17 protein-coding genes and 1 rRNA gene are annotated in these 23127 nt (G+C 72.3%); 10 read left to right on the top strand and 8 right to left on the bottom strand.

Annotated features, from left to right (window positions below):
- The first annotated feature begins 109 nt into the window (after positions 1–109).
- From BL253_RS20280 to glgP, 3 genes are all read left to right on the top strand, one after another.
- Positions 110–949, top strand: a complete 840-nt coding sequence (locus BL253_RS20280) for an HAD family hydrolase (RefSeq protein WP_081438488.1) — start codon at positions 110–112, stop codon at positions 947–949.
- A gap of 394 nt (positions 950–1343) precedes the next feature.
- Positions 1344–3362, top strand: coding sequence for an acetate--CoA ligase (gene acs, locus BL253_RS20275; protein WP_076818709.1), 2019 nt, complete (start codon positions 1344–1346; stop codon positions 3360–3362).
- A 389-nt stretch (positions 3363–3751) separates the two neighbouring features.
- Positions 3752–6307: an alpha-glucan family phosphorylase gene (glgP, locus tag BL253_RS20270; RefSeq protein WP_076818708.1), complete on the top strand. Its 2556-nt coding sequence runs from the start codon at positions 3752–3754 to the stop codon at positions 6305–6307.
- A gap of 76 nt (positions 6308–6383) precedes the next feature.
- On the opposite strand, the gene glgX is transcribed toward glgP, so the two are convergent.
- Positions 6384–8942, bottom strand: a complete 2559-nt coding sequence (glgX, locus tag BL253_RS20265) for a glycogen debranching protein GlgX (RefSeq protein WP_096336051.1) — start codon at positions 8940–8942, stop codon at positions 6384–6386.
- Positions 8943–9208: 266 nt separating this feature from the next.
- Here glgX and BL253_RS20260 point away from each other — a divergent pair, with 266 nt between their 5' ends.
- Together BL253_RS20260 and BL253_RS20255 are read left to right on the top strand one after the other, a co-directional pair.
- The gene (locus BL253_RS20260) at positions 9209–9985 is read left to right on the top strand and encodes an enoyl-CoA hydratase/isomerase family protein (protein ID WP_076818707.1); all 777 of its coding nucleotides are present in this window, start codon (positions 9209–9211) and stop codon (positions 9983–9985) included.
- Between the two features lie 176 nt (positions 9986–10161).
- Positions 10162–11136, top strand: coding sequence for a pirin family protein (locus BL253_RS20255; RefSeq protein WP_241834961.1), 975 nt, complete (start codon positions 10162–10164; stop codon positions 11134–11136).
- 37 nt (positions 11137–11173) lie between these two features.
- On the opposite strand, the gene BL253_RS20250 is transcribed toward BL253_RS20255, so the two are convergent.
- Together BL253_RS20250 and BL253_RS20245 are read right to left on the bottom strand one after the other, a co-directional pair.
- On the bottom strand, positions 11174–12265 hold the full coding sequence (locus BL253_RS20250; protein WP_241834960.1) for an endonuclease/exonuclease/phosphatase family protein: 1092 nt from the start codon (positions 12263–12265) through the stop codon (positions 11174–11176).
- Between the two features lie 240 nt (positions 12266–12505).
- Positions 12506–13930: an NsdA family TPR-like regulatory protein gene (locus BL253_RS20245; protein WP_076818705.1), complete on the bottom strand. Its 1425-nt coding sequence runs from the start codon at positions 13928–13930 to the stop codon at positions 12506–12508.
- A 772-nt stretch (positions 13931–14702) separates the two neighbouring features.
- Here BL253_RS20245 and BL253_RS20240 point away from each other — a divergent pair.
- The 4 genes from BL253_RS20240 to BL253_RS20225 all read left to right on the top strand — a co-directional run bounded on the left by BL253_RS20240 (position 14703) and on the right by BL253_RS20225 (position 18569).
- Positions 14703–15488 carry an electron transfer flavoprotein subunit beta/FixA family protein gene (locus BL253_RS20240; protein ID WP_076818704.1) on the top strand — a complete coding sequence of 262 codons (786 nt, stop codon included), beginning with the start codon at positions 14703–14705 and terminating at the stop codon, positions 15486–15488.
- Between the two features lie 13 nt (positions 15489–15501).
- Positions 15502–16461: an electron transfer flavoprotein subunit alpha/FixB family protein gene (locus BL253_RS20235; RefSeq protein ID WP_076818703.1), complete on the top strand. Its 960-nt coding sequence runs from the start codon at positions 15502–15504 to the stop codon at positions 16459–16461.
- A gap of 260 nt (positions 16462–16721) precedes the next feature.
- On the top strand, positions 16722–16913 hold the full coding sequence (locus BL253_RS20230; protein ID WP_076818702.1) for a hypothetical protein: 192 nt from the start codon (positions 16722–16724) through the stop codon (positions 16911–16913).
- 393 nt (positions 16914–17306) lie between these two features.
- The gene (locus BL253_RS20225) at positions 17307–18569 is read left to right on the top strand and encodes an ROK family protein (RefSeq protein WP_076818701.1); all 1263 of its coding nucleotides are present in this window, start codon (positions 17307–17309) and stop codon (positions 18567–18569) included.
- 68 nt (positions 18570–18637) lie between these two features.
- On the opposite strand, the gene BL253_RS20220 is transcribed toward BL253_RS20225, so the two are convergent.
- The 5 genes from BL253_RS20220 to mftE all read right to left on the bottom strand — a co-directional run bounded on the left by BL253_RS20220 (position 18638) and on the right by mftE (position 21945).
- Positions 18638–18844, bottom strand: coding sequence for an RNA-binding S4 domain-containing protein (locus BL253_RS20220; RefSeq protein ID WP_076818700.1), 207 nt, complete (start codon positions 18842–18844; stop codon positions 18638–18640).
- A 34-nt stretch (positions 18845–18878) separates the two neighbouring features.
- The gene (locus BL253_RS20215) at positions 18879–19199 is read right to left on the bottom strand and encodes a hypothetical protein (RefSeq protein WP_081438486.1); all 321 of its coding nucleotides are present in this window, start codon (positions 19197–19199) and stop codon (positions 18879–18881) included.
- 102 nt (positions 19200–19301) lie between these two features.
- On the bottom strand, positions 19302–20144 hold the full coding sequence (locus BL253_RS20210; protein WP_420801696.1) for a mycofactocin-coupled SDR family oxidoreductase: 843 nt from the start codon (positions 20142–20144) through the stop codon (positions 19302–19304).
- A 50-nt stretch (positions 20145–20194) separates the two neighbouring features.
- Positions 20195–21043, bottom strand: coding sequence for an LLM class flavin-dependent oxidoreductase (locus tag BL253_RS20205; RefSeq protein ID WP_076818698.1), 849 nt, complete (start codon positions 21041–21043; stop codon positions 20195–20197).
- 119 nt (positions 21044–21162) lie between these two features.
- Positions 21163–21945 carry a mycofactocin biosynthesis peptidyl-dipeptidase MftE gene (gene mftE, locus BL253_RS20200; protein ID WP_076818697.1) on the bottom strand — a complete coding sequence of 261 codons (783 nt, stop codon included), beginning with the start codon at positions 21943–21945 and terminating at the stop codon, positions 21163–21165.
- Between the two features lie 965 nt (positions 21946–22910).
- On the opposite strand from mftE, the gene BL253_RS20195 reads away from it, so the two are divergent.
- Positions 22911–23127 (top strand): 16S ribosomal RNA (locus BL253_RS20195); the annotation flags it as partial.

Genomic DNA, 23127 nt, shown 5'->3' with positions numbered 1-23127 from the left:
CGTGACCGACGCAGCCGTGACCGACGCAGCCGTGACCGACGCAGCCGTGACCGACGTGAGGAACGTTCCTGTCAGACGTCAGGGGCCTGGCGAGGCCGCGTTCCCGCCCCTGGCGTCTGACAGGACGACGACCTGGGTGGTGGCCTGCGACCTCGACCAGACGTTGATCTTCTCTCGGCGGTCGTTCCGGCTGGGGGAGGGGGTCGCCGAGCCGCCGCTGGTCACCGTCGAGCACCTCGACGGTGAGCCGGCGGCGTTCATGACCGAGGCGGCGTTCGCCAGCGTCGCCGAGCTCGCCGGCCGCGCCGTGCTGGTGCCGGTGACGACCCGCACGCTCGGCCAGTACCGCCGTGTCCGCCTCGGGGTCACGCCGGCCTACGCCGTCGCGGCGAACGGCGGCCATCTGCTCGTCGACGGCGAGCCGGACCCGGCCTGGGCCGCCACCGTCGCCGGGCGGCTGCGCGCCGGGGCGCCGCTGGCCGATCTGCTCGCCGTCGCCGAGCGGCTCGCCGTCGGCGGCTGGTGCCGGCTCACCCGGGTCGCCGACGATCTGTTCATCTACCTCGTGGCCCACGACCGCGAGGGCATCCCCGACCTCACCGAGGTGACCGCCGAGGTCGAGGCGGCCGGCTGGACCGTCTCCGTGCAGGGCCGCAAGGTCTACCTCGTCCCGGCCGCGCTCACCAAGCAGGCGGCGCTCGCCGAGGTGGCCCGCCGCGCGGGCGCCGACCGGGTCGCCGCCGCCGGCGACTCGCTGCTGGACGCCCCGATGCTGCTCGCGGCCGACACCGCCGTCCGCCCCGCCCACGGCGAGCTCCACGACCGCGCCTGGACCGCCCCCCACCTGCACGTCACCGCGGCCCCCGGCCTCCTCGCCGGCGAGGAGCTCCTCGCCCACCTCACCGGGATCGTCGCCGGCCCGCCGGCCCTGCCCGTGGCCCACCTGTGACGACGCTCGCCTGGGCGGGGTAGGCGCGTCGAGGCAGGCGGAATTGGGCCGGAAAGCGCGGTTGCGACCATAATTCCGGCTACCTCGATGAAGATCAGGCATCGAGGATCGTGGTCAGCTCGGTTGGCGGACGGCCTGGGCCGGCCGCCCGGCGCTGGGGCCATACCGTCCGGCGGGACGGCAATCGACGCACCGCTCGCGTTCGTGGTAGAGACGGACCAGACCCGGCCCTCGCCGGGCTCGCGTTCGCGCGCTGGCCGCCGAGACGCCCGGTCCTGACCCGGCCCGGTGCCGGTCGGCACGGCGGTTGGGCCGACGACGAGGTCGCCGTCGGTAAGCGAGGCCCGAGGACTGGGGCGGGTGGCCAGACTCCCTCGACGACGTAGGAGGACGCGTGAGCACCACCGACGAGACCGACACCAGCCCGGCACCTGTCACGGGCAGGCTCGAGGCGGAGCTGGAACGGCTGCTCGCGGTGGAGAGCTTCGACCCGCCCGCGGGGTTCACCCGCCGTCATCCGGTCGAGAACGACGTGGCCGCCGCCGCGGCCGATCCGGTCACCTTCTGGGCCGACAAGGCCCGCGAGCTGCTGAACTGGGACCGGCCGTTCACCACCGTTCTCAACGACGCGAATCCGCCGTTCTACAAGTGGTTCGAGGACGGGGAGCTCAACCTCTCCGCGAACTGCCTGGACAGGCATGTCGCCGCCGGCAGGGGTGACCGGGTCGCGTTCCACTGGGCCGGCGAGGAGGGCGAGCGGCGCGTCATCACCTACGCCGGCCTGCTCGACGAGACGCAGCGGCTCGCGAACGGGCTGCGTTCGCTCGGTGTCGGCAAGGGCGACGTCGTCGGCATCTTCCTGCCGATGATCCCGCAGGTCGCCGCGGCGATGCTCGCCTGCGCGCGGATCGGCGCCGTGCACAACGTGGTCTTCGGCGGGTTCGCCCCGTCCGCCGTGCGGGAGCGGATGGAGGTCTCCGACGCGAAGGTGCTCATCACCGTCGACGGCGCGCGCCGCAAGGGCCGCACCGCGCCGGTCAAGGCCGCCGTCGACGCGGAGATGGGCGACCTGAAGAGCCTCGAGCGCATCCTCGTCGTGGAGGCGGTCGGCGCGGCCGGCCTCGGTGGTGAGCGCGCGCCGATGACGCCCGGCCGGGACGTCTGGTACGAGGAGCTTGTCGCCGCGGCGGACCCGGTGTGCCCGCCGGAGCCGATGCCGGCGGAGGCGCCGCTTTTCATCCTCTACAGCTCGGGCTCCACGGCGAAGCCGAAGGGCATCCTGCACACGACGGCCGGCTACCTGCTCGGCGTGACCTACACCTACCGCACGGTCTTCGACATCGATCCGGCGACCGACATCTACTGGTGCTCCGCCGACGTCGGCTGGATCACCGGGCACTCCTACATCATCTACGGCCCGCTGTCGAACGGCGCGACCAGCGTCATGTACGAGGGCGCCCCGGACTACCCGGACTTYGACGCCTGGTGGAAGCTGATCGACGAGTACAAGGTCACCGTCTTCTACACAGCGCCGACCGCGATCCGCTCCTGCATGAAGTGGGGCGCCGAGTACCCGGACCGGCACGACCTGAGCTCGCTGCGCCTGCTCGGGAGCGTCGGCGAGCCGATCAACCCGAAGGCGTGGCTCTGGTACCAGCAGGTGATCGGCGGTGGGCGCTGCCCGGTCGTCGACACGTGGTGGCAGACCGAGACCGGCGCCATCATGATCTCCCCAGTCCCCGGTGTCACCTCGACGAAGCCCGGCTCGGCGACGAAGCCGCTGCCCGGTTTCAGCCCGGCGCTGCTGACCGAACAGGGTCAGCCGCTCAGTGAGGGCGTCGGCGTCCTGGTGGTCACCCAGCCGTGGCCGTCGATGCTGCGCACGCTGTACAAGGACGACGACCGGTTCGTCGAGACGTACTTCTCCCGGTTCGGCCCGACGACCTACCTGGTCGGGGATGCCGCCCGCCTCGACGCCGACGGCTATTTCTGGATCATCGGCCGGATCGACGACGTCATCAACGTCTCCGGGCACCGGCTGTCCACCGCGGAGGTCGAGTCGGCGATCGTCGCGCACGAGGCGGTCGCGGAGTCCGCGGTCGTCGCCCAGGCCGACGAGCAGACCGGCCAGGCGATCGTCGCGTTCGTGACGCTCACCGGTGGCCGGGTCGGCGACGACGCCATGGTCGCCGAGCTGCGCGACCATGTCGCCGCGCGGATCGGCAAGCTGGCCCGGCCGAAGCGGATCATCTGGGCCGACGACCTGCCCAAGACCCGGTCCGGCAAGATCATGCGCCGTCTGCTGCGGGACGTCGCGGAGGGTCGCGCTCTCGGCGACGTGACGACGCTGCGTGACCCCGCGGTGATGGCAGCCCTCGCCTCCAAGGTCGCCGAGGCCGACCCCGACGAGTAGCGCCATGCGAAGTCCCATCCACGAGCGAAGCGATGTGCCCCGCGTGAGGGTGGTTCTGGGTTGGTGACCTTCAGCGCGACGCAACTGGGCTGGGCGCGGAGGAGGCGGACCTCCCAGATTGGCTCCGCAGGCTCCGCCAATCCGGCAGGAACCCCGCCGCGCGGAGGTCCCTCGGGAGCGAAGCGAGTGAGGGGCCGTAGCGCGGTGCCCGGACGGAGCGAACCAGAGACACAGCCCGAAGGTGTAAACGTCGGCACAGTCCGGAATGAGCGCTATCGGAGCTTCGTTACCTCATTTCTCCTGTGACGTCGAAGGGTTTTCCTGTTGGTAACCCAGGGGTGAGACCCGGGCGCAGCCAGTTCACGAGGACTGTCTAGGCTCACGTCTTCGTGAGAGCACTCCGACGGTTCACCGTCCGCGCGCAGCTTCCCGAGCAGCTTGCTCCGCTCGCCGACCTGGTCATGAACCTCCGCTGGTCATGGCACCCGGAGACGCTGGACCTTTTTGAGTCCGTTGACCCCGAGCTGTGGCGGGCTACCAAGGGTGACCCGGTCCGCCTGCTCGGCGAGGTCGATCACAACCGGTTGGTCGCGCTCGCCGGTGATCGCCGCTTCCTGCGCAGGCTCACCGACGCGTTCGACGAGCTTCAGGAGTACCTGAACGCTCGTCTCTGGTACCAGGAGCAGAATCTGCTCGGCGCGCCGTCGGCGATCGGTTACTTCTCGCCGGAGTTCGGCATCACCGAGGTGCTGCCGCAGTACTCCGGCGGCCTGGGCATCCTGGCCGGCGACCATCTCAAGACCGCGAGCGACCTTGGCGTGCCCATCATCGGCGTCGGGCTGCTCTACCGCGCCGGCTACTTCGTCCAGTCGCTGTCGCGGGACGGCTGGCAGCAGGAGCGCTACCCGGGCATCGACCCGCACGGCCTCCCGCTCACGCAGCTCACCGACGCCGACGGCGTCCCGCAGAAGGTGGCCGTCGGGCTGCCCGAGGGCCGTACCCTGCACGCCCAGATCTGGAAGGCGCAGGTCGGCCGGGTCCCGCTGCTGCTGCTCGACTCSGACGTCGAGGACAACCAGCCCGCCGAGCGGGGGGTCACCGACCGGCTTTATGGCGGCGGCACCGACCACCGGCTGCTGCAGGAGATGCTGCTCGGCATCGGTGGTGTCCGGGCGCTGCGGGTGTTCTCGGACGTCACCGGCGCCCCGGCGCCCGACGTCTACCACACCAACGAGGGCCACGCGGGCTTCCTGGGGCTGGAGCGGATCCGCGAGCTGGCCGCCGCCGGGCTGAGCTTCGACGAGGCGCTCGAGGCCACCCGAGCCGGCACCCTGTTCACGACCCACACGCCGGTCCCCGCCGGCATCGACCGGTTCCCGAAGGACATGGTCGCCCGGCACTTCGGCGGCGACAACGCCTGGGACGGCGTGCCCGTCGAGCGGGTGCTCGCGCTGGGCGCCGAGTCCGACCCGAACATGTTCAACATGGCGCACATGGGCCTGCGCCTCGCGCAGCGCTCCAACGGTGTGAGCGCGCTGCACGGCATCGTCAGCCGGGAGATGTTCAACGGCCTGTGGCCCGGGTTCGACCCGGCCGCCGTGCCGATCGGCTCGGTCACCAACGGTGTGCACGCGCCGACCTGGGTCTCGCGGACGCTCATCGAGCTGGCCGACCGCGAGGCGGAGCCGCCGCTGCTCTCTCCGGACGGCAAGGGCTTCGCGAAGATCGACAAGATCTCCGACGAGGTGCTGTGGTCGACGCGCCGGGAGCTTCGCGAGGGCCTGGTCGCCGAGGTGCGCCGCCGGCTGCGCGCCTCGTGGCTCGCCCGCGGCGCCGCCGCCGGCGAGCTCGACTGGGTGGAGAACGTCTTCGACCCGGACATCCTGACCGTCGGCTTCGCCCGCCGGGTGCCGTCGTACAAGCGGCTCACGCTCATGCTGCACGACCGCGACCGGCTCACCCGGCTGCTCCTGCACGCCGAGCGGCCGATCCAGATGGTGATCGCGGGCAAGGCCCACCCGGCCGACGACGGCGGCAAGCAGCTCGTCCAGCAGATCGTCCAGTTCACCGACGACCCGGCCGTGCGCCGCCGGATCGTCTTCCTGCCGGACTACGACATCGRCATGGCCCGCTACCTCTACTCCGGCTGTGACGTGTGGCTGAACAACCCGCTGCGCCCGCTGGAGGCCTGCGGCACGTCCGGGATGAAGTCGGCGCTCAACGGCGGCCTGAACCTGTCCATCCGGGACGGCTGGTGGGACGAGATGTTCGACGGCCAGAACGGCTGGGCGATCCCGACCGCCGACGGCGTCGAGGACCCGGACCGGCGCGACAGCATCGAGTCGGCCGCGCTGTACGACCTGCTGGAGAACGCCGTCGCGGCCCGGTTCTACGACCGCGCGGACGGCGTGCCGCGCCGCTGGACCGCGATGGTGCGCCACACCCTGTCGACCCTCGGGCCGAAGGTGCTCGCCACCCGGATGGTCCAGGAGTACGTCGAGAGGTACTACGTCCCCGCCGGGGTGTCCGCGCGGGCGGCGGCGGCCGACGGCTTCGACGGCGCGAAGGGCCTCTCGGGCTGGAAGTCGAAGGTGCGCCTGGCCTGGTCGGGCGTGCGGGTCGTCAACGTCGACTCGACCGGCCTCGGCGACACCCCGCAGGTCGGCCAGGAGCTCGTCGTGCGCGCCACGGTCGAGCTCGGCCAGCTGGCGGCGTCCGACGTCGTCGTGCGGGCGTCCTACGGCCGCGTCGACGAGACCGACCGGCTGCTCGACCCGGCCACGCTCGACCTGCACCCAGCCGGGGACGCCGAGGGCGGCGGCCACCGCTTCGAGGGCACCATCCCGCTCTCACGCACCGGCCCGTTCGGCTACACCGTCAACGTCCTGCCCGCCCATGCCCTCCTCGCCAGCTCGGCCGAGGTCGGCCTGATCACCACTCCGTAGCGGCCGTGGCATGTCCTCGGGCCCGGGCCGGCCAGGCAGTACCGGCCCGGGCCCGAGGCGTTCCGGCTGGTCCCGGCTACCGGTGGGCGCGCAGGACGACGACGGAGGACCAGCTGGCGCGCAGGGTCTCGCCGGCGGGATAGGTGGCCAGGGGCTTGCGGGGGTCCTCGACGGCGGCGCGCAGGCCGGAGAGGTCGGTGGCCGCGGTGTCGAGGACAAGGTCGTAGCGGGATGCCCAGGGAGCGCCGGGAAGGTGGACGTCGACGTCCTCCTCGCCGGGATGCAGGACGAGCAGCAGGCTGTCGCCGGTAACCGGGGTGCCGTCCGGTCCGAGCCAGGCGAGGCTGTCGCCGGCGATGAACGCGACGACGGTGGCCGGATTGGGCGCGTTCCAGTCGGCGTCGGACATCTGGGTGCCGTCGGCGAGGAACCAGGTCATGTCGGCACGGTGCGTCTCGCTGGACTGGCCGCCGTGGAAGAACTGCCCTCGACGCAGCGCGGGTGTCGCCCGGCGCAGCGTCAGCAGGCAGGAGACCAGCTCGAAAAGGTCCTGGTCCCCGCCAGCCGGGTCGGGCGCCGGCACGTCCGACGTCGTGGGCGGCATCGAGCCGGCGCTGTCGCTTCTCGGGGTGGCACCGTCACTCCCGCGGTCTCGCCGGCCGTTCGCACCCCGCGCACCGCCGTTCCCGCCGTTCCCGCCGTTCCCGCCGTTCCCGCCGTTCCCGCCGTTCCCGTCGTCCGTGTCGGTGACGTCGGTGCTGGTGACGCGTTCCGAGCGGCGCGGCCACCAGCCGCCGCCGGAGCGCCCGGAGCTCCCGTCGGCCCGCGTCGTCGGCCAGGCGAGCCAGGAGACCGGGTTGTCCTGGCAGTAGGCGTTGTTGTTGCCGTGCTGCGAGCGGCCGAGCTCGTCGCCCGCGACCAGCATGGGCACCCCGGCGGACAGCAGCAGCGTCGCGAGCATCCCCCGGCGCACCCGCCGGCGGCGCTCCAGCACGACCGGGTCGTCGGTCGGCCCCTCCACCCCGTGGTTGCGGGACCGGTTGTTGTTGTCGCCGTCCCGGTTGTCCTCGAGGTTCGCCTCGTTGTGCTTGTGCTCGTAGGAGACCAGGTCGGCCAGCGTGAAACCGTCGTGGGCGGTGACGAAGTTGACCGACGAGCACGGCGGGCGCCCGCCGTGCTCGAACAGGTCGGACGACGCGGTGATGCGGTAGCCGAGGTCGGCGGCGCTCGCCGCCCGGCCGCTCCAGGTCTCGCGCACGGTCGCGCGGAACCGGTCGTTCCACTCCGCCCAGGGCGCCGGGAACGCGCCGACCTGATAGCCGCCCCAGCCCACGTCCCACGGCTCGGCGATCAGCTTCGCCTGGGCGAGCACCGGGTCCTGCCCGATCGCGGTCAGCAGCGGCGCGTCCGGATCGAAGCCGTCGGGATTGCGGGCGAGCGCCGCCGCGAGGTCGAAGCGGAAGCCGTCGACGCCCATCTCGGCCATCCAGTAGCGCAGCGAGTCGCAGACCAGCCTGACCACGTGCGGCGAGGTGACGTTCAGYGTGTTGCCGCAGCCGGTGACGTCGCGGTAGCGCCGCGGGTCGGTGGGCTCCAGCCGGTAGTAGACGGTGTTGTCCAGGCCGCGCATCGACAGCGTCGGGCCGCGTTCGTCCTGCTCGGCGGTGTGGTTGTAGACGACGTCGAGCAGTACCTCGATGCCGGCCTCGTGCAGCGCGGCCACCATCGCGCGGAACTCGGTGACCGGGTCGTCGGTGGCCGCGTAGCCCGGGTGCGGGGCGAAGAAGCCGAGGGTGTTGTAGCCCCAGAAGTTGGTCAGCCCGCGTTCGGCCAGCGCCGGTTCCGAGACATGGGCGTGTACCGGGAGCAGCTCGACGGCGGTGATCCCGAGGCCGGTCAGATGATCGAGGACGGCGGGGTGGGCGAGGCCGGCGTAGGTCCCGCGCAGCGCGGGGGGCAGCGCCGGGTGCAGCCTCGTGAAGCCGCGGACGTGCAGCTCGTAGATCACCGTGTCCCGCCACGGCGTGCCAGGCCGGTTGGCGGTCGGGTCCGCCGCCGTGAGGCCGCCGCTGCCGCCGCGTCGGCTGGGCGCGGGGGAGCGGCCGGCGGCGGCGCTCGGGAGTGCGGCGACGACCCCGACCGGGACGAAGGGCGCCGAGTCCTGGCCGTCGGCCGCGTAGCCGTAGGGATCCCCGTCGGCGTAGCCGAAGATCGCCGGGACCGGCGTCAGCGTGCCCTCGACCCGTCGGGCGTACGGGTCGAGCAGCAGCTTCGCGGGGTTGTAGCGCAGGCCGCGCGCCGGGTCGTACGGCCCGTGCGCGCGCAGTCCGTAGCGCTGCCCGGGGCGCACCCCGGGGATGTAGCCGTGCCAGACGCCGCCGCACCGCTCGGGCAGCCGGTACCGGGTCTCGCCGCGCCCAGGCCCGCTCCCGACCGCCGGCGTGTCGGAGCCGAGCAGGCAGAACTCGACGGCGTCCGCGCCCGGCGCGAGCACGGCGACGTTGACCCCGCCGGCGTCGGGCAGCACCCCGAGCGGGTACGGCGCGCCGGGCAGCGCGCGCAGGCGCGCGGGGTCCTGGCGCGTGAGACCTGGTTCGAACGTGTACGACACATCGGTGACGCTAACGGAACGCACTGATCACGTCCGGGTGAACGGGGCGCCTGTGGACCAACGGCGTCCCGTCGACCGATCTCGCCGGCGTTGTCCCAGCCGGCGCGCTCCGGCACCGGGCCCGGTCGGCGCGTGAGATGCGTCACCGCCGCCGGGCCGGCGCGGGCCGCCATGCGGTGCGATGGTCGTCGGCACAGGAAGCGCGTGGCCGGGCCCCGTGACACCGGGGCGACGGCCGGGGCGTGCGGTCAGCGCCCGGCGCAGGGACGGCGGGACGAGGAGGTCGGCCAGTGGCGGTCGTACGACTAGAGGTTGCGGACGGGGTGGGCACCATCCGGCTGGACCGGCCGAAGGTGAACGCCCTCAATGCCGAGCTCACAGCCGAGCTGCGGGATGCGGCGCTGGAGGCGTCCCGGCGCGCCGACGTCCACGCGGTCGTGATCTACGGCGGTGAGCGGGTGTTCGCGGCCGGCGCCGACATCAAGGAGATGGCGGCGCAGGGCCGTGCCGCCATGGCGAACTGGGGGACCGAGCTCACCGAGACGTTCGAGCTCGTCGCCCGGATTCCCAAGCCGGTGTTCGCCGCCGTGACCGGCTACGCGCTCGGCGGCGGGCTGGAGCTGGCGCTGTGCGCCGACTTCCGGATCCTCGCGGACAACGCCAAGGTCGGCCAGCCGGAGATCCTGCTCGGCGTGATCCCGGGTGCCGGCGGCACGCAGCGGCTGCCCCGGCTGGTCGGCCCGGCCAGGGCGAAGGAGCTGGTCTTCTCCGGTCGTCAGGTCGGCGCCGAGGAGGCGCTCGCGATCGGGCTCGCCGACGCCGTCGTCCCGGCGGCCGAGGTCTACGCCGAGGCGGTGCGGCGGGCCAAGCAGTACGTCGACGGCCCCGCGCTCGCGCTGGCCGCGGCCAAGCGCGCCATCGACGACGGTCTGGAGACAGGACTGTCGGAGGCGCTGCGGCTGGAGACCGGCCTGTTCGTCGGCCTGTTCGGCACCGAGGACCAGAAGAACGGCATGGAGTCGTTTCAGCAGCACGGCCCCGGCAAGGCCAAGTTCACCGGCCGTTGAGGGGTGTGCGCCGGTCCCGTCACGGACGGGACCGGCGCCGGCTCGGCGCGGGGCACCGCGCGTGGCCCAGCCCAGGAACCGTCAGCCCAGGAAGTAGCGGTAGCCCGCGCCATATTGTTGCATGGGAAACTAGTCTGACCATACCGATCATGGAGGGGCGGGCGATGAGCGGACCGGTGACCAGTGAGGACATCGTCCCCGTAGCGGAGATCCCGGGAGCTCGGGCCGAGGGACGGGCCGTGGAGATCGCCGAGAGCAGGCCGCGGACTGTCGGCGCGGTCCCGGTGCGCCGAGCGCTGCCGATCCGTACCCGACGGACAGTGGGCGCGTGGTGCTTCGCCGACCACATGGGGCCGTTGGCGGTCGCGCCGGGGACGGGGGCCGCCGGCACGCGCGGCATCGACATCGGCCCGCATCCGCACACCAGCCTGCACACCGTCACCTGGCTGCTCGCGGGCGAGGTACGCCACCTCGACAGCCTCGGCTCCGAGCAGGTGGTCCGGCCCGGCCAGCTGAACCTGATGACCGCCGGCCACGGCGTCGTCCACGCGGAGGAGGGAACCGACCACCGCGGCACGCTGCACGGCGTCCAGCTGTGGGTGGCGCAGCCGGAGGCGACCCGCCACGGCCCCGCCGCCTTCGAGCACCACGCCGAGCTGCCCCGCGCCGAGATCGGCGACGCCGTCGCGACGGTGCTGGTCGGCGAGCTCGCCGGGGCGGCCTCGCCAGCGCGTCGCGACACCGAGCTGGTGGGCGCTGACCTGGCGCTGCGGCCCGGCCGGGCGGTGCTTCCGCTGCGGCCCGGCTTCGAGTACGCGCTGGTCGTCACCGAGGGCGCGGTGCGGGTGGGGAACGGCCTGGCACCGGTGGCCGGTACCGAGGCGGTGGCGCGGCCCGGCCAGCTCGCCTACCTCGGCGCGGGCCGCGACGAGCTGGCGCTGGACGCCACCGAGCCGGCCAGGGTGCTTCTGCTCGGCGGCGTGCCGTTCGAGGAGCCGATCGTCATGTGGTGGAACTTCGTCGGGCGCTCCCGCGCCGAGCTGACCGCCGCGTTCGAGCAGTGGGAGGACCGTGACGGCGGCGCTGGCCGTTTCGGCCCGGTGGCCTCCCACCTCCGCCGCGTCCCGGCACCGCCCCCGCCCTGGCGCTGACCTCGGAGTACCCGGCCTTCCGGGCTCCGGCAGGCGCCTAGCCCTCGTCTGGCTGATCGGTGGAATCGGGGCTTCGCAGCGCCAGGTCGGCGATGACCGGGAGATGGTCGCTGCCGTCGTGGCCGCCCCGCTGGTAGCCGGTCACCGCGAACGCCGGCGAGGCGAGCACGTGGTCGATGCGCAGCACGGACGGCAGCCGGACGTTCGCCGGCCAGGTCGGGCTCCAGCTCGTGCCGGTGGAGTCGTGCGTGTCTCGGACGCCGGAGCTCAGCAGCCGCCGGAACGGGCGATGGTCGTGGGTCGCGTTGAAGTCGCCGGCCAGCACGACCGGCAGTTGGGAGCCGCGCACGTCGGTCGCCAGCCGGCCGAGCTGGTCGCGCCACGCCCGGGTGCTGTCGGCGCTCGTCGGAGCGACCGTGTGGACGGGGTAGAGCACGAAGCGCCGGCCGCCGTCGAGGGCGACGGTCATCCGGACCAGACGCTGCCCGCCGACCACGGGCTCGGACAGGTCGGACAGCGGGTACCGCGAGTAGACGGCGTAGCCGAACGCCCCCGGGGATGGCTTGTCCACCCGGTAGGGGTAAGGCGCGAGCGCCCCCGATTTCTGCACCGMGCCGAGAGTGAGCGGCGAGGCCTCCACGAGCACGACGATGTCGGGGTGCGCCGCCTCGATCTGGCCGCCCAGCCGCCCGGCGGACGCGTTGCTGTAAAGCAGGTTCGCCGAGAGCACCCGGACTGGCTGGGCGCCGGCCGGCGCCTTCTCGGCCCCGCCGGGCCAGATCTCCGGCACCGTCCAGAACAGATGCAGCCCGATCAGCGGCACCGTCGCCAGCATCAGCGTGTTGCGCCTGAGCCCGAAGCCGACGAGCAACGCGGCGTAGACCGGCAGGTAGAGCAGCGGTGTGAGCGCGTTCAGCGCCGCGTACGGCCAGCTCAGCACGTCGTCCAGATAGACCAGCCGGCCCAGCGCCACGACGCTCAGCGCGCCGACGACCAGCCAGGCCGCGACCACGAACAGCGTGCGCCCGACATCGGTCGGGAGCCAGGGCGGTTTCTCGCTCTCGACGCCCGCCCCGGTCGTGGCCGGTTTCGCGCCGACGCCGTCGTCGGCGCCTGACGGGCCGGCCACAGTACTTTCCCCCGAACTGCTCACCCCGTCAGGGTGCCGGATGCGCACGCCCCGCCCATACCCGGGCAGGCAAGAAGTGATCAGCGTGAGACGACCATCACAAACAGGCGTTCCCGGCGGCCGCATTCGGGGCTTGGCGACGACCGGCCGGCGCGGGGAGGGGATTCAGGGGAGGGGATGCAGAGGCCGGAAGACGGGCCGTCCGGCATGGCGACGACGACCAGCCGGGGAGAGCGGCGGCTACCGGGCGGAGTCTGGCCCGTCGCCGGAGGGGAAGCGCCGCAGGACGGTCGCGGCGTTGGCGCGCCATTCCTGCACGATCACCGAGCCGCTGTGCGGGGCGAACGCCGTCTCCAGCTCGCGCAGCTTGTCCGTGACCCGGACGGAGGAGACCGGCCCGGCGTACTCGACGGCGCGCTGGCCCGCGTCGACGGCGGCCTCCAGGTCGGGGGAGCGCCCGCGCAGGTAGGCGATGGCGAGATCGGCCTCGGCGTAGCTGCGGGTCCTGGCGCGGGAGCTGACCTGCAGTTCGCGCGCCTCGAGCAGGTGTTCGGCGGCCTGCTCCGGCCGGTCCATCAGCAGGTAGCAGTGGCCCACGCATTCGGCGACGTCGCCCGCGTTGTAGTGGGACGCCCAGGCCGGCTCGTCGTCGGACGAGCCGCGGTTGATCGCGCGCTCGATCGCGCGCTCCATGGCGGTCAGCGCCTCGACGCAGCCGGCCTCGTCGTGTGCCTGGGCCAACGCCCAGGCATGTTTGTCGTGGAGCATCGCCTCGACCGTCGGGGCGGCCGTCCGGTTCGCCCGGTCCACCGCGGCGCGGGCCATCGACAGGCTCTGCCGGTTGTGTCCCAGCCGGGCGGCCTGGTCGCTCATGGCCGCGAGCACCCGGCCGGCGAGCTGGACGTCGTCGGCGTGCTCGGCGAGGCTCAGCGCCTGGATGTAGTAGCGCTGTGCCAGCGCCTGCCGGTCGCTGTCCTGCGCGAGCCAGCCGCCGAACTGGGTGAGCTCCGCGAGCGCGCTGCACAGCTCGGCGTCAGGGTCCTCGCTCATCGCCGCCCGGGTACGGTCGTGCAGGAAGGTGATCACCTGGTTGCGGATCTCCCCGCTGCCGAACCGGGCGTCCAGCCGGCGGAAGGTCGCCGTCATGTCCCTGATCATGGCGGCGTTGCTGCCGCCCGCGGTCTCGGCACTCGCGCTCAGCGCCCGCCGGACGACACCGGTGATGCTCGACAGCACCGGCTCGGCGAACGCGCTGGCGACGAAGGCCGTCGAGTCCTGGAGCATCTCGCGACGTCGCATGTCCCGCCCCGTAAGTCCAGCCAGGGTCCTGACGGTCTGGACAGGGGTGTCGGCGACGTGCAGCCCCAGGTCCTCGCGCCCGTAGTGCTCCCCGCGCCAGCCCAGGTCCACGGGCAGCACCGGGTAGCCGACGAGCGCCGACACCTCGGCGGCGGCGAGCTCGGCCACCATCGGGTCACGGGGCTTCATGCCACGCCGCCAGTGCCCCACGGTCGTGCGCGCCAGCCCGAGCTCGATCCGCCGGTTGTGGCGGGCACGGCTGTTCACCTGCCGGGCGAACCGGGTGTCAGAGACGCCGGACTCGCGCAGCAGGCGATCGAACACGGTAGGTGAGGAGGGGCCGCTGGCGGGTGTGGAGCTGGACATCGAACCCCCGGGGTCGAATCCTGTCACTTAACGTGGGAGAGCCGTCGCCTGACGCATATCCAGGGCCAGAAAGTAGCGGACTCGTAACTTCCCACCGAGAGAGTGTGCAGAGTCACGGGCGAATGCACGGGCTTGGGTGGCGGTGTGTCGGGCTTCCTGCTCGGATCCGTGACGATGAGTCCCCTCGGTTGGCCCCACAAATGGCCACGGACAAGGAGAAATGGCCCCAACTAGCGGTTGGCGGGGTCAGGGGCGGGTTCGCGCACTCCTGGGCGGCCCGGGGCGCCGTAAGCGGCACCGACGGGCGATGGACAGACCCGGGCCGGCCGGTGGCGGTGGATGAGCGGCCGCGAACCATCCGCCGCCGGGTGATGGGCGGTCACTCGACGGCCTGGTTGCCCTGATGCCTCCCCGGGCGGGAAAGCATCAGGTAGAAAGGCCTTAGGAAAAGGCATCAGGTGGACGGCGTCAGCTGGACGCCCTTGGAGCGCCTGTCGGCGCGCCCCGCCGGCAGCGGCGATCGACAGGGCGTGGGCGGGTGGACGGACGAGACGAGACCGGCGGCGCGGGCCGTCCGTCTCGACGATCGTGGCGTGGACGCCAGCCGGGACCACCGGGCTACCCGGTCACGGGTGACTGCCGGATCGGCAGGGAACTGTGACGCAATGCGTCCGGCGTCACGCCGCCGATCATCGGGCATGTCGCGGCGACCGATGCCACCATGTCAAGAGCACTGGACACCTGATTATGTTGGCTACGGAGGCCCCTAGGCGTGAACATCGTCGTTACCGTCAAGCAGGTTCCTGATACCTGGGCGGAAAAGAAGCTCGACGCCGCGGACAAGACGGTCGACCGCGTCAGCGTCGACAACGTCATGAACGAGATGGACGAGTACGGAGTCGAAGAGGCCCTCAAGATCAAGGAAGCGCACGGCGGCGAGGTCACCGTCGTCACGATGGGCCCGGCGAAGGCCGTCGAGACGATCCGCAAGGCGCTGTCCATGGGCGCCGACAAGGCGGTGCACCTGACCGACGACGCGCTGCACGGCTCGGACGCGCTGCAGACGTCCGCCGCGCTGGCCAAGGTCATCGCCACGCTGTCCCCGGATCTCGTCATCACGGCGACCGAGGCCTCCGATGCGCGTGGCGGTGTGATGGGCGCGCTTCTGGCCGAGCGGCTGGGGCTCCCGCAGCTCACCCAGGCCCGCAAGGTGACCGTCGACCCGGCCGCGGGCAAGGTGTCGATCGAGCGGCTGGCCGACAACGGCTACGCACTGGTCGAGGCGAGCCTGCCGGCCGTCGTCGGCGTCGTCGAGAAGATCAACCAGCCGAGGTACCCCTCGTTCAAGGGGATCATGGCCGCGAAGAAGAAGCCGCTGACGACCTTGTCGTCCGGCGACGCGGGCCTGGACGCCGGTTCGGTGGGCCTCGCGGGCGCGGGCTCGACGGTCGTCGACTCCCAGCCGGCGCCGCCGCGGCAGAGCGGCACCATCGTCAAGGACGAGGGTGACGGCGGCGTGAAGATCGCCGACTTCCTCGCGGCGCAGAAGCTCATCTGAGGGGTAACGATCGATGGCTGAGGTACTCGTTCTCGTCGAGCATGCCGACGGTGAGCCCAAGAAGGTCACCGGCGAGCTGCTGACGCTCGCCCGCACGCTTGGCGAGCCGTCCGCGGTATTCGCCGGCGCCCCTGGCACCTACGCGAAGGCCAAGCCGTACCTGGCCGAGTTCGGTGCCGCGAAGGTCTACGTGGTCGAGTCCGACGACGTCGCCGGCTACGTCGGCGCACCGGTCGCCGAGGTGCTCGCCAAGCTGGTTGGCGAGGCGTCGCCGACGGCGGTGCTGATCGCCGCGACGGCCGACTCGCGGGAGGTCGCCGCGCGGACCGCCGCGAAGACCGAATCCGGCCTGATCTGGGACGCCACCGCGGTGAGCCCGGAGCTGGTCGCGACCCAGGGCATCTTCGGCGGTTCGACGATCGTCAACTCCAAGGTCACCAAGGGCACACCGGTGATCGTGGTCCGTCCGAACTCGACGGCACCGGTCGCGGCGCCGTCCACCCCGGCCGAGGCCCAGGTCGACATCACGATCTCCGACGTCGCCAAGGGCGCGAAGATCGTCGACCGGGTCGCGGAGGCCAAGTCCGGCCGCCCGGACCTCACCGAGGCCCAGGTCGTCGTCTCCGGTGGCCGTGGTCTGGGTGCCGCCGAGCACTTCACGCTGGTGGAGAAGCTCGCCGACACCCTCGGCGCCGCGGTGGGCGCCTCCCGCGCCGCGACCGACGCCGGCTGGTACCCGCACCAGAACCAGGTCGGCCAGACCGGCAAGACCGTCTCGCCGCAGCTCTACATCGCGGTGGGCATCTCCGGCGCCATCCAGCACCGGGCCGGCATGCAGACCTCGAAGACCATCGTCGCCATCAACAAGGACCCCGAGGCGCCGATCTTCGAGTTCGCCGACTACGGCCTGGTGGGCGACCTGTTCAACGTCGTCCCGCAGCTGACCGACGAGGTCGAAAAGCGCAAGGGCTGAGACGGCGCGACCGCTCGCCGTCCGCGTAACGCGGACATACGCAAAGACGGCTGGGTTCCGCCCGAAGGGGGCGGAAACCCGGCCGTCTCGCTGTTCGACGGCGTTGACGGTGTTCTGGTGGCGGATACGGAGCGGCGCGTCCCGGATCGGTGGTGTCTGCCGCGGCGGCGGGCGATGATGAGCGCTCCAGTCGCCACCGGGAGTGACACGGCCGACACTGAGGCCGCCGGAGGCGCGCATCCCCTCGCGGAGGTGGGCCCGTGCGGACCTTCGACCTCGACGCCTTCGATCCCCACGACCGCACCGGCGAGCACGTCCTCCCCTGGGAGATGTGGGAGCGCGACCGCCCCTGGCGCGCGGACAACCCCGACCCCGCGCCCACAGCGGCGGCGCGCTCGGAGAGGACGCCACCCGCGCCGGACGATCTCCCGGGCGATCAGGCAGGGGAGTAACCGCCCCGGGGAGCGACCGGGGCTGGCCGGCGGGGCGTGTGCCTTCACGGATGCCTCCAGGCCGCTCGCTGGCGTGTATCGAGTCTGGATAAATGTCGGGCTGTTCGTGCCGCTTGGCGCTTTTTTTCTCCTTGCGGCCCGCCCTGGCCATCGTTTCCCCATGCCGGGCAAAAAATTGAGGGACAGCCGCCGTCGGTGCGCGATGATGATCCGGCAACGTAGCGCGCGGGCCCCGTCCCTCAGGGCGGTCCCGACGGGTCGTGGCCGGCACCGCTCCATCCGGAGCCGCGGACGCGCCGGTCTGGTATCCGCCGCTCGCGGTACGGAGGGCGTCGATCCTGGGCGCGATCCGGAGTCCGCGGCCGACACCGAGGAAGAGGACGACTGAGCGCGATGGCGACGGGCGGCAGCGGGGACACGCACACGGCGACGAGCTCCACCGGGCCGGTCACGGTGACCGCCGGGCCGGTCACCACGACGACGACCACGACGGTCACGGTGACCTCGTCGGCGGGATTCGGCGGCGCGAGCGGCCGGAACCGGACCGCGCTCGCGCTCGACGTCGGCGGGACGAAGCTCGCCGGTGGCGTCGTCGACGCGACCGGCGCGGTTCTCGGCCGGGCGCGCAGAGCGATGCCGAAGACCCTTGACCCCGAGGTCACGTTCGCCGCCGCCGTCGACTGCCTGCACTCCGCCCTTGGCGACGCTGGCCTTGGCGGGCGGTACGACTACGCGGGCCTAGCCGGGGTCGGGGTCGGCTGCGGCGGGCCGATGATCTGGCCGGCGGGGGAGGTCTCGCCACTGAACATCCCGTCGTGGCGGGATTTCCCGCTGCGCGCTCGGCTACGTGACGAGTTTGGCGGCCTGGGGGTGCTCGTCCACAACGACGCGGTGGCGCTCGCCGCCGGTGAGCACTGGATGGGCACCGGCCGGAACACGCGCAACCTGCTCGCCGTGACGGTCTCGACCGGGGTGGGCGGCGGTCTGGTCCTTGACGGGCGGCTGTACCACGGGCGGTCCGGCAACGCGGGGCATATAGGTCACATCGTCGTCGACCCAGCCGGGCCGGACTGCGTCTGCGGCGGCGTCGGCTGCCTGGAGGCGATCGCCTCCGGACCGCGCACCGTCGCCTGGGCCATCGACGAGGGCTGGAAGCCCGTCGAGGCCGGGCCAGACGAGGGCCGACCCGGACCAGACGACGGTGAAACCGGGCAGAACGGGGCCGGGACCCGGCCCGGCGAGGCGGGAACCGGGTCTGACGATGCCGGTTCTGGCACGTCCGGAGCCTCATCGACGCGAGGCGAGGGCGGGGGGGTGGACGAGCAACGGGCCCCCGACGGGCGCGCGCTCGCGGCCTCGGCGGCGGCGGGCGACAGGATCGCGCAGGCGGCGCTGGCCCGCTCCGGGAACGCGGTGGGCATCGCGCTCGCGTCCTGCGCGGCGACCTTCGACCTCGATCTCATCACGGTCGCGGGCGGCTTCTCCCAGTCCGGGCCGATCTTCTGGGACGCGCTGCGTGCCGCCTACGACCGGCACACGGGCATGGAGTTCGCCCGCGCCGTCCCCGTCGAGCCCAGCTCGGCCCCGAACGACGTCGCGCTACGCGGCGCCGCCGCCTTCGTCCTCGTCCCCGACTGCTACGCCTGGGTCGGCTAGCGGCGCCTCACGGCGCCCGGCGGCGCTCCGCGGCGTCTGTCGGTTGACGCCGCCGCTGATGCCGTCGATCAGCCTACGCGCGCGGATCGTTCGCCCACGGTGACGACGTCGCCCTGGGTCAGCTGTCGACCGCGGCGAGTCTCGATCTCGTCGTTAACGCGGACCAGGCCTTCGAGGAGGAGCGGCTTCACGTCGCCGCCGGACTCGACGAGGTCCGCCAGCTTCAGGAACTGGCCGAGCCGGATCATCTGGTCTCGGATCTCGATCTCTCGCACCGACCCAGCATGCCGGACGCGGGTCCCGGACCGGTCAGGGGTGGGTGGCGCGGTAGGTCGACAGGTGACGGAACGGCCAGGCGTGCGCCGGCCGGCGCAGGAGACCGGCCGGCGGTTCCGGCAGGCGCGCGGGCGTGCCGGCGAACCGGGCGATGACGACCACCCGCTCATCCGCCGCGTCGTACACGTCGACCCGCAGGCAGGCTGGCGTGCCGAGCAGCTCCGGCACGGCTGTGCCGCGCACCCATCCGAGCAGGTCCGGCAGCCGTCCCGGCGCGGCTCGGACCTCCCACATCACCGTGTCGTGGCGTTGGCCGGAACTCGCCGGGCCGTCGGCCTCATCGGAGTCACTCATCGGTTGGTGATCCTTATCTACAGGCGTCATCTACAGGCGTCACCTGCCGCTGTGCATGGCCTGACCAGTCCCGGCCAGGACCGGTGCCCGCCGGGGCCGGTGTCAGCCGGTGAAGCCGCCGTCGACCGGGATGACGGCACCGGTGAGCGCGCCGGCGGCGGGCGAGCAGAGGAACGCCACGGCGGCGGCGACCTCGGCGGGATCGAGGAGCCGGCGCAGGTAGGCGTGCTGGGCGAACTCGCGCGGGTCGGCGAGGTCGTAGACCTTCGCGGTCTCGGCGAGCATCGTGGTGTCCATCGAACCGGGGCAGACGACGTTGGCGGTGACGGTCGTGCCGGCGAGCTCCGCGGCGATGCTGCGGACCAGCCCGACCACCCCGTGCTTGGAGGCGGAGTAGGCGGCCAGCCGGGCGAGCGGACGGGTGCCGGCCGCCGAGGACACCGMGACGAACCGGCCGGCGGGCGCGGCGAGCAGCGCGGGCAGCGTGGCGCGGGCCGTGTGGAGGACACCGGTCAGGTTGACGTCGAGCAGCAGCCGCCAGGCCTCGTCGTCGGTCTCCCATCCGGGCGGCCCGCCGGCGATGACCCCGGCGGCGGCGACGACCGCGTCGAGCCGGCCGAAGCGGTCCAGCGCCAGGCGTGTGACCGCGTCCATGTCGGCCTGGATTCGGACGTCGGCGCGGACGGGGAACGCCTGCGCGCACCCGGTGGCCACCGCCTCCAACTGCGCGCGGGTCGCGAACGGGTAGCCCGCCCCGCCAGCCGACGCGTCGGCGGCCTCCGGCAGGGCGATGTCGGAGAGGACGAGCCGGTAGCCGGCGGCGTCGAGCGCGCCGGCCACCGCCGCGCCCAGCCCGCGGGCCGCGCCGGTGACGAGCGCCACCGGCGCCTCGGTCCCTTCCACCACCACGTCCACTCCCATCGGCGTCGCATGGGGTACGGCCACGCGTTCCTCCTCGTCGCCCGCGGATGACTCGTCGCCGCGCGGGCGCTCGTTCAGCGTGGCGGCCCGGCCTCGATCCGCCGCAGCGCGACGTCATGGCTTCCAGGTTCCGGCCGGAAGCCCTCCAGCCACCAGGTGGCGCCCGCCTCCTGGATGGGCTCGACGACCGCCCGCGCCGCGGCCCGCTGTCGCGGGGTGCGACCGCTGATCACCACGTCGAACGGACCCGTGCTGTCGCGCTGTTCCCGTACGGCGGAGACGACCTCGGCCACCGCCGCCGGGGTCGGATTCCAGGATCCGTCCCGCGGGTTGACCATCATCGGCGCCACGCCGTCCCACCGGGCCGCGCGCCGCAGCGGCCGCCGCGCCGGCCAGTTGCAGCCGATCCAGACGGGCGGCCGCGGCCGCTGCGCCGGGGTCGGCTGGAACGTGACGTCCGCGGCCGTCACATGCGTGCCGTGGAAGTCCACTCGCTCCCCGGTCCACAGCCCGGCCAGCACCGTCAGGCTCTCGTCCAGCCGCTCCGCGACTGCCCGCGGCTCGACCGGCCCACCCCAGGTGCCGAACTCCGCCTCCAGCGTGAACCCAAGACCCGCGCCGAACACGAGCCGACCGCCGGAGAGCCGATCCAGCGAGGTGGTCTGGCGGGCCAGCGTCCCCGGGTGACGCCGGGCGGCCGCGGTCACCAGCGGTCCGAACCTGATGCGTTCGGTCGCCAGCGCGACCAGGGTCAACAGCACCCAGGGGTCGGCGACGTCGTGCGTGCCGCCGTGCGGGAAGACGACGTGGTCCCACACGAAGAAGCCGTCCCAGCCGGCGGCCTCGGCTCGTCGCGCGAGGTCACCGACCTGCCGGGCGTCGACGAACTCGCCGATGTTTGGCACACATACGCCGTAATGCACCTGTTGCTTCTACCACGGGCATCAGCGGGCTTGGCCTGCCTCGCCACGGCTGCGGGGTGGCCTACGACTGGGGGTGGCCTACGGCTGCGGGGTGGCCCACGGCCGCGAGGCGACCCACCTCACCGCGGCGGCGGCCCGGCTGGATCCGCCGGGGGCGCGCCGGGCGGAGGGGCATATCCGGGCCAGGCCCGGATCGCGGCGACGGCGTCGGTGACGAAGGCGTCGAGCAGGGCGACACCCTCGTCGGCGCTGGCGCCGGCGGGATCACCGAGGACCCCGGACGGGCTGAGCGGCAGCACGYCATGACGAACAAGGTCGGCGGTCGTCGGGCTGGGGCCTCGGGCCGCGGCGTCCAGCCGGACCAGCTCCGGCGCGAGGTGCAGGAGCAACGACGTCTCGACCCGCCCCGCATGCAGGTCACCGGCCAGCTCCGGGCCGAGGGCGGCGATCACGACCGCCGTCCGCGGCGTCCAGGCGAGAACCCGCCGGCCTTCCGTGGCGAGCAGCCGGGTCGCGCCATGGATCGCGGCCGCGTTGCCGCCGTGTCCGTTGATGAGGACGACTCCGGCCGCGGTGTCGTCGGCCGACCGCACCAGCTCGACGAGCGCCCGCTCGAGAGCCGCCGTGCCGAGCGAGAGAGTGCCCGGGAAGCCGGCGTGCTCGCCGCTTGCCCCGTAGTGGAGAGCGGGCGCGACCAGCAGACCCCGCAGCCGGGTCGCCACCGCGGCCGCGATGGCCTTGGCGATTCGCGTGTCCGTGTCCAGCGGCAGGTGCGGGCCGTGCTGCTCGGTGCTGCCGAGGGGAAGGAGCAGGACCGGACGAGGGTCATCCAGCTCGGGCCAGCGCAGCCGGCCCAGTCCGTCGGGCGGCCGCCCGGGGAGCCACGCCGATGAGGAGCTCATTCCACGCAGCATGACCCTCGCGGCGGCGTCCGGTCGCCGGTCCCACCGGGGCGGGTGGGCCGGCCGGTGCCGTCGGTGAGGTTCGGAAGGTGGGGGTTTGGGGGCCTCGAGGCCGGGTATGGCGACGCTGGCTCGACATGGACAGGCGCCGACCGTCGCCGCGTGTCGACCGTCACAGTCCGGCGCTCGACATCTGGCTTGAGCGTGTGTACAGTTAACGACTGCTGCTCCAGTCCGGCGCACCGTGCTGGTGGAGTTCGGATCCGCACCGCACCAGGGTGGTGACACCCCCCGCGAGGCCGGGTCCAGCTCAGGGAGTATAGTTCTGATCCAGCCCGGGTCGCGCGATTCACCTCAGGTGATCCGTCTTCCAGTGGGCAGCCTCAGTACTTGGAGACACCGACGTCCCCACCTGCGTGGAGTGTCGGTTTCTCCGTGGGTGGCGGAACGTGGCAATCGCCGACGCAAGTCGGAGCGATTTGACACCAAGCAAGAGGGCTGGTTAGCCTTAAAAGCGGAAAGTTCGGACACTGCGCCTCAGGGCGCTGGCCACTTCCGCCGATGAGGCCCACTGGGCCAGGCGAGAGAACGCAAGTTCCTCACACCGGGCAATTTGACAGCCTCTCGCCGGAAACGGTACGGTAACAACACCGGAACAGCGGGTCGGCCAGAAAAAACGGCAGACCGCGCACCGGGCGGAACCCCGATAATATCGGGTAACCTCGTGAAAGCCGCGAAAGCGGCGGAAACGGGTGTGTCCGCTCCTTGAGAACTCAACAGCGTGCCATAGAAGTCAGTGCCATATTTTTACCCCGTTCCGCGGGTGGCGCTGCTGGCCTGGTCTGATGCCTGGTTGGTGGTGTTGTCTGTGGGGGTTTGTAAGGTTCCTTTGGCATTTGATGGACGATCTACGGATCTGTGTCCATATTTTGCCGGGGTTTCTCCCATCGAGGGAGTTCAAAGCATCGATGGAGAGTTTGATCCTGGCTCAGGACGAACGCTGGCGGCGTGCTTAACACATGCAAGTCGAGCGGACCTTCGGGTCAGCGGCGAACGGGTGAGTAACACGTGGGCAACCTGCCCCAGGCTCTGGAATAACTCCGGGAAACCGGGGCTAATGCCGGATATTCACAGTACCGGGCATCTGGTGGTGTGGAAAGATTTATTGGCTTGGGATGGGCC

The sequence above is a fragment of the Pseudofrankia asymbiotica genome (genome assembly GCF_001983105.1).
Classification (GTDB): domain Bacteria; phylum Actinomycetota; class Actinomycetes; order Frankiales; family Frankiaceae; genus Pseudofrankia; species Pseudofrankia asymbiotica.
Note: the sequence above shows the minus strand (reverse complement) of the source record. Positions and strands in the feature narration are given on the sequence as shown.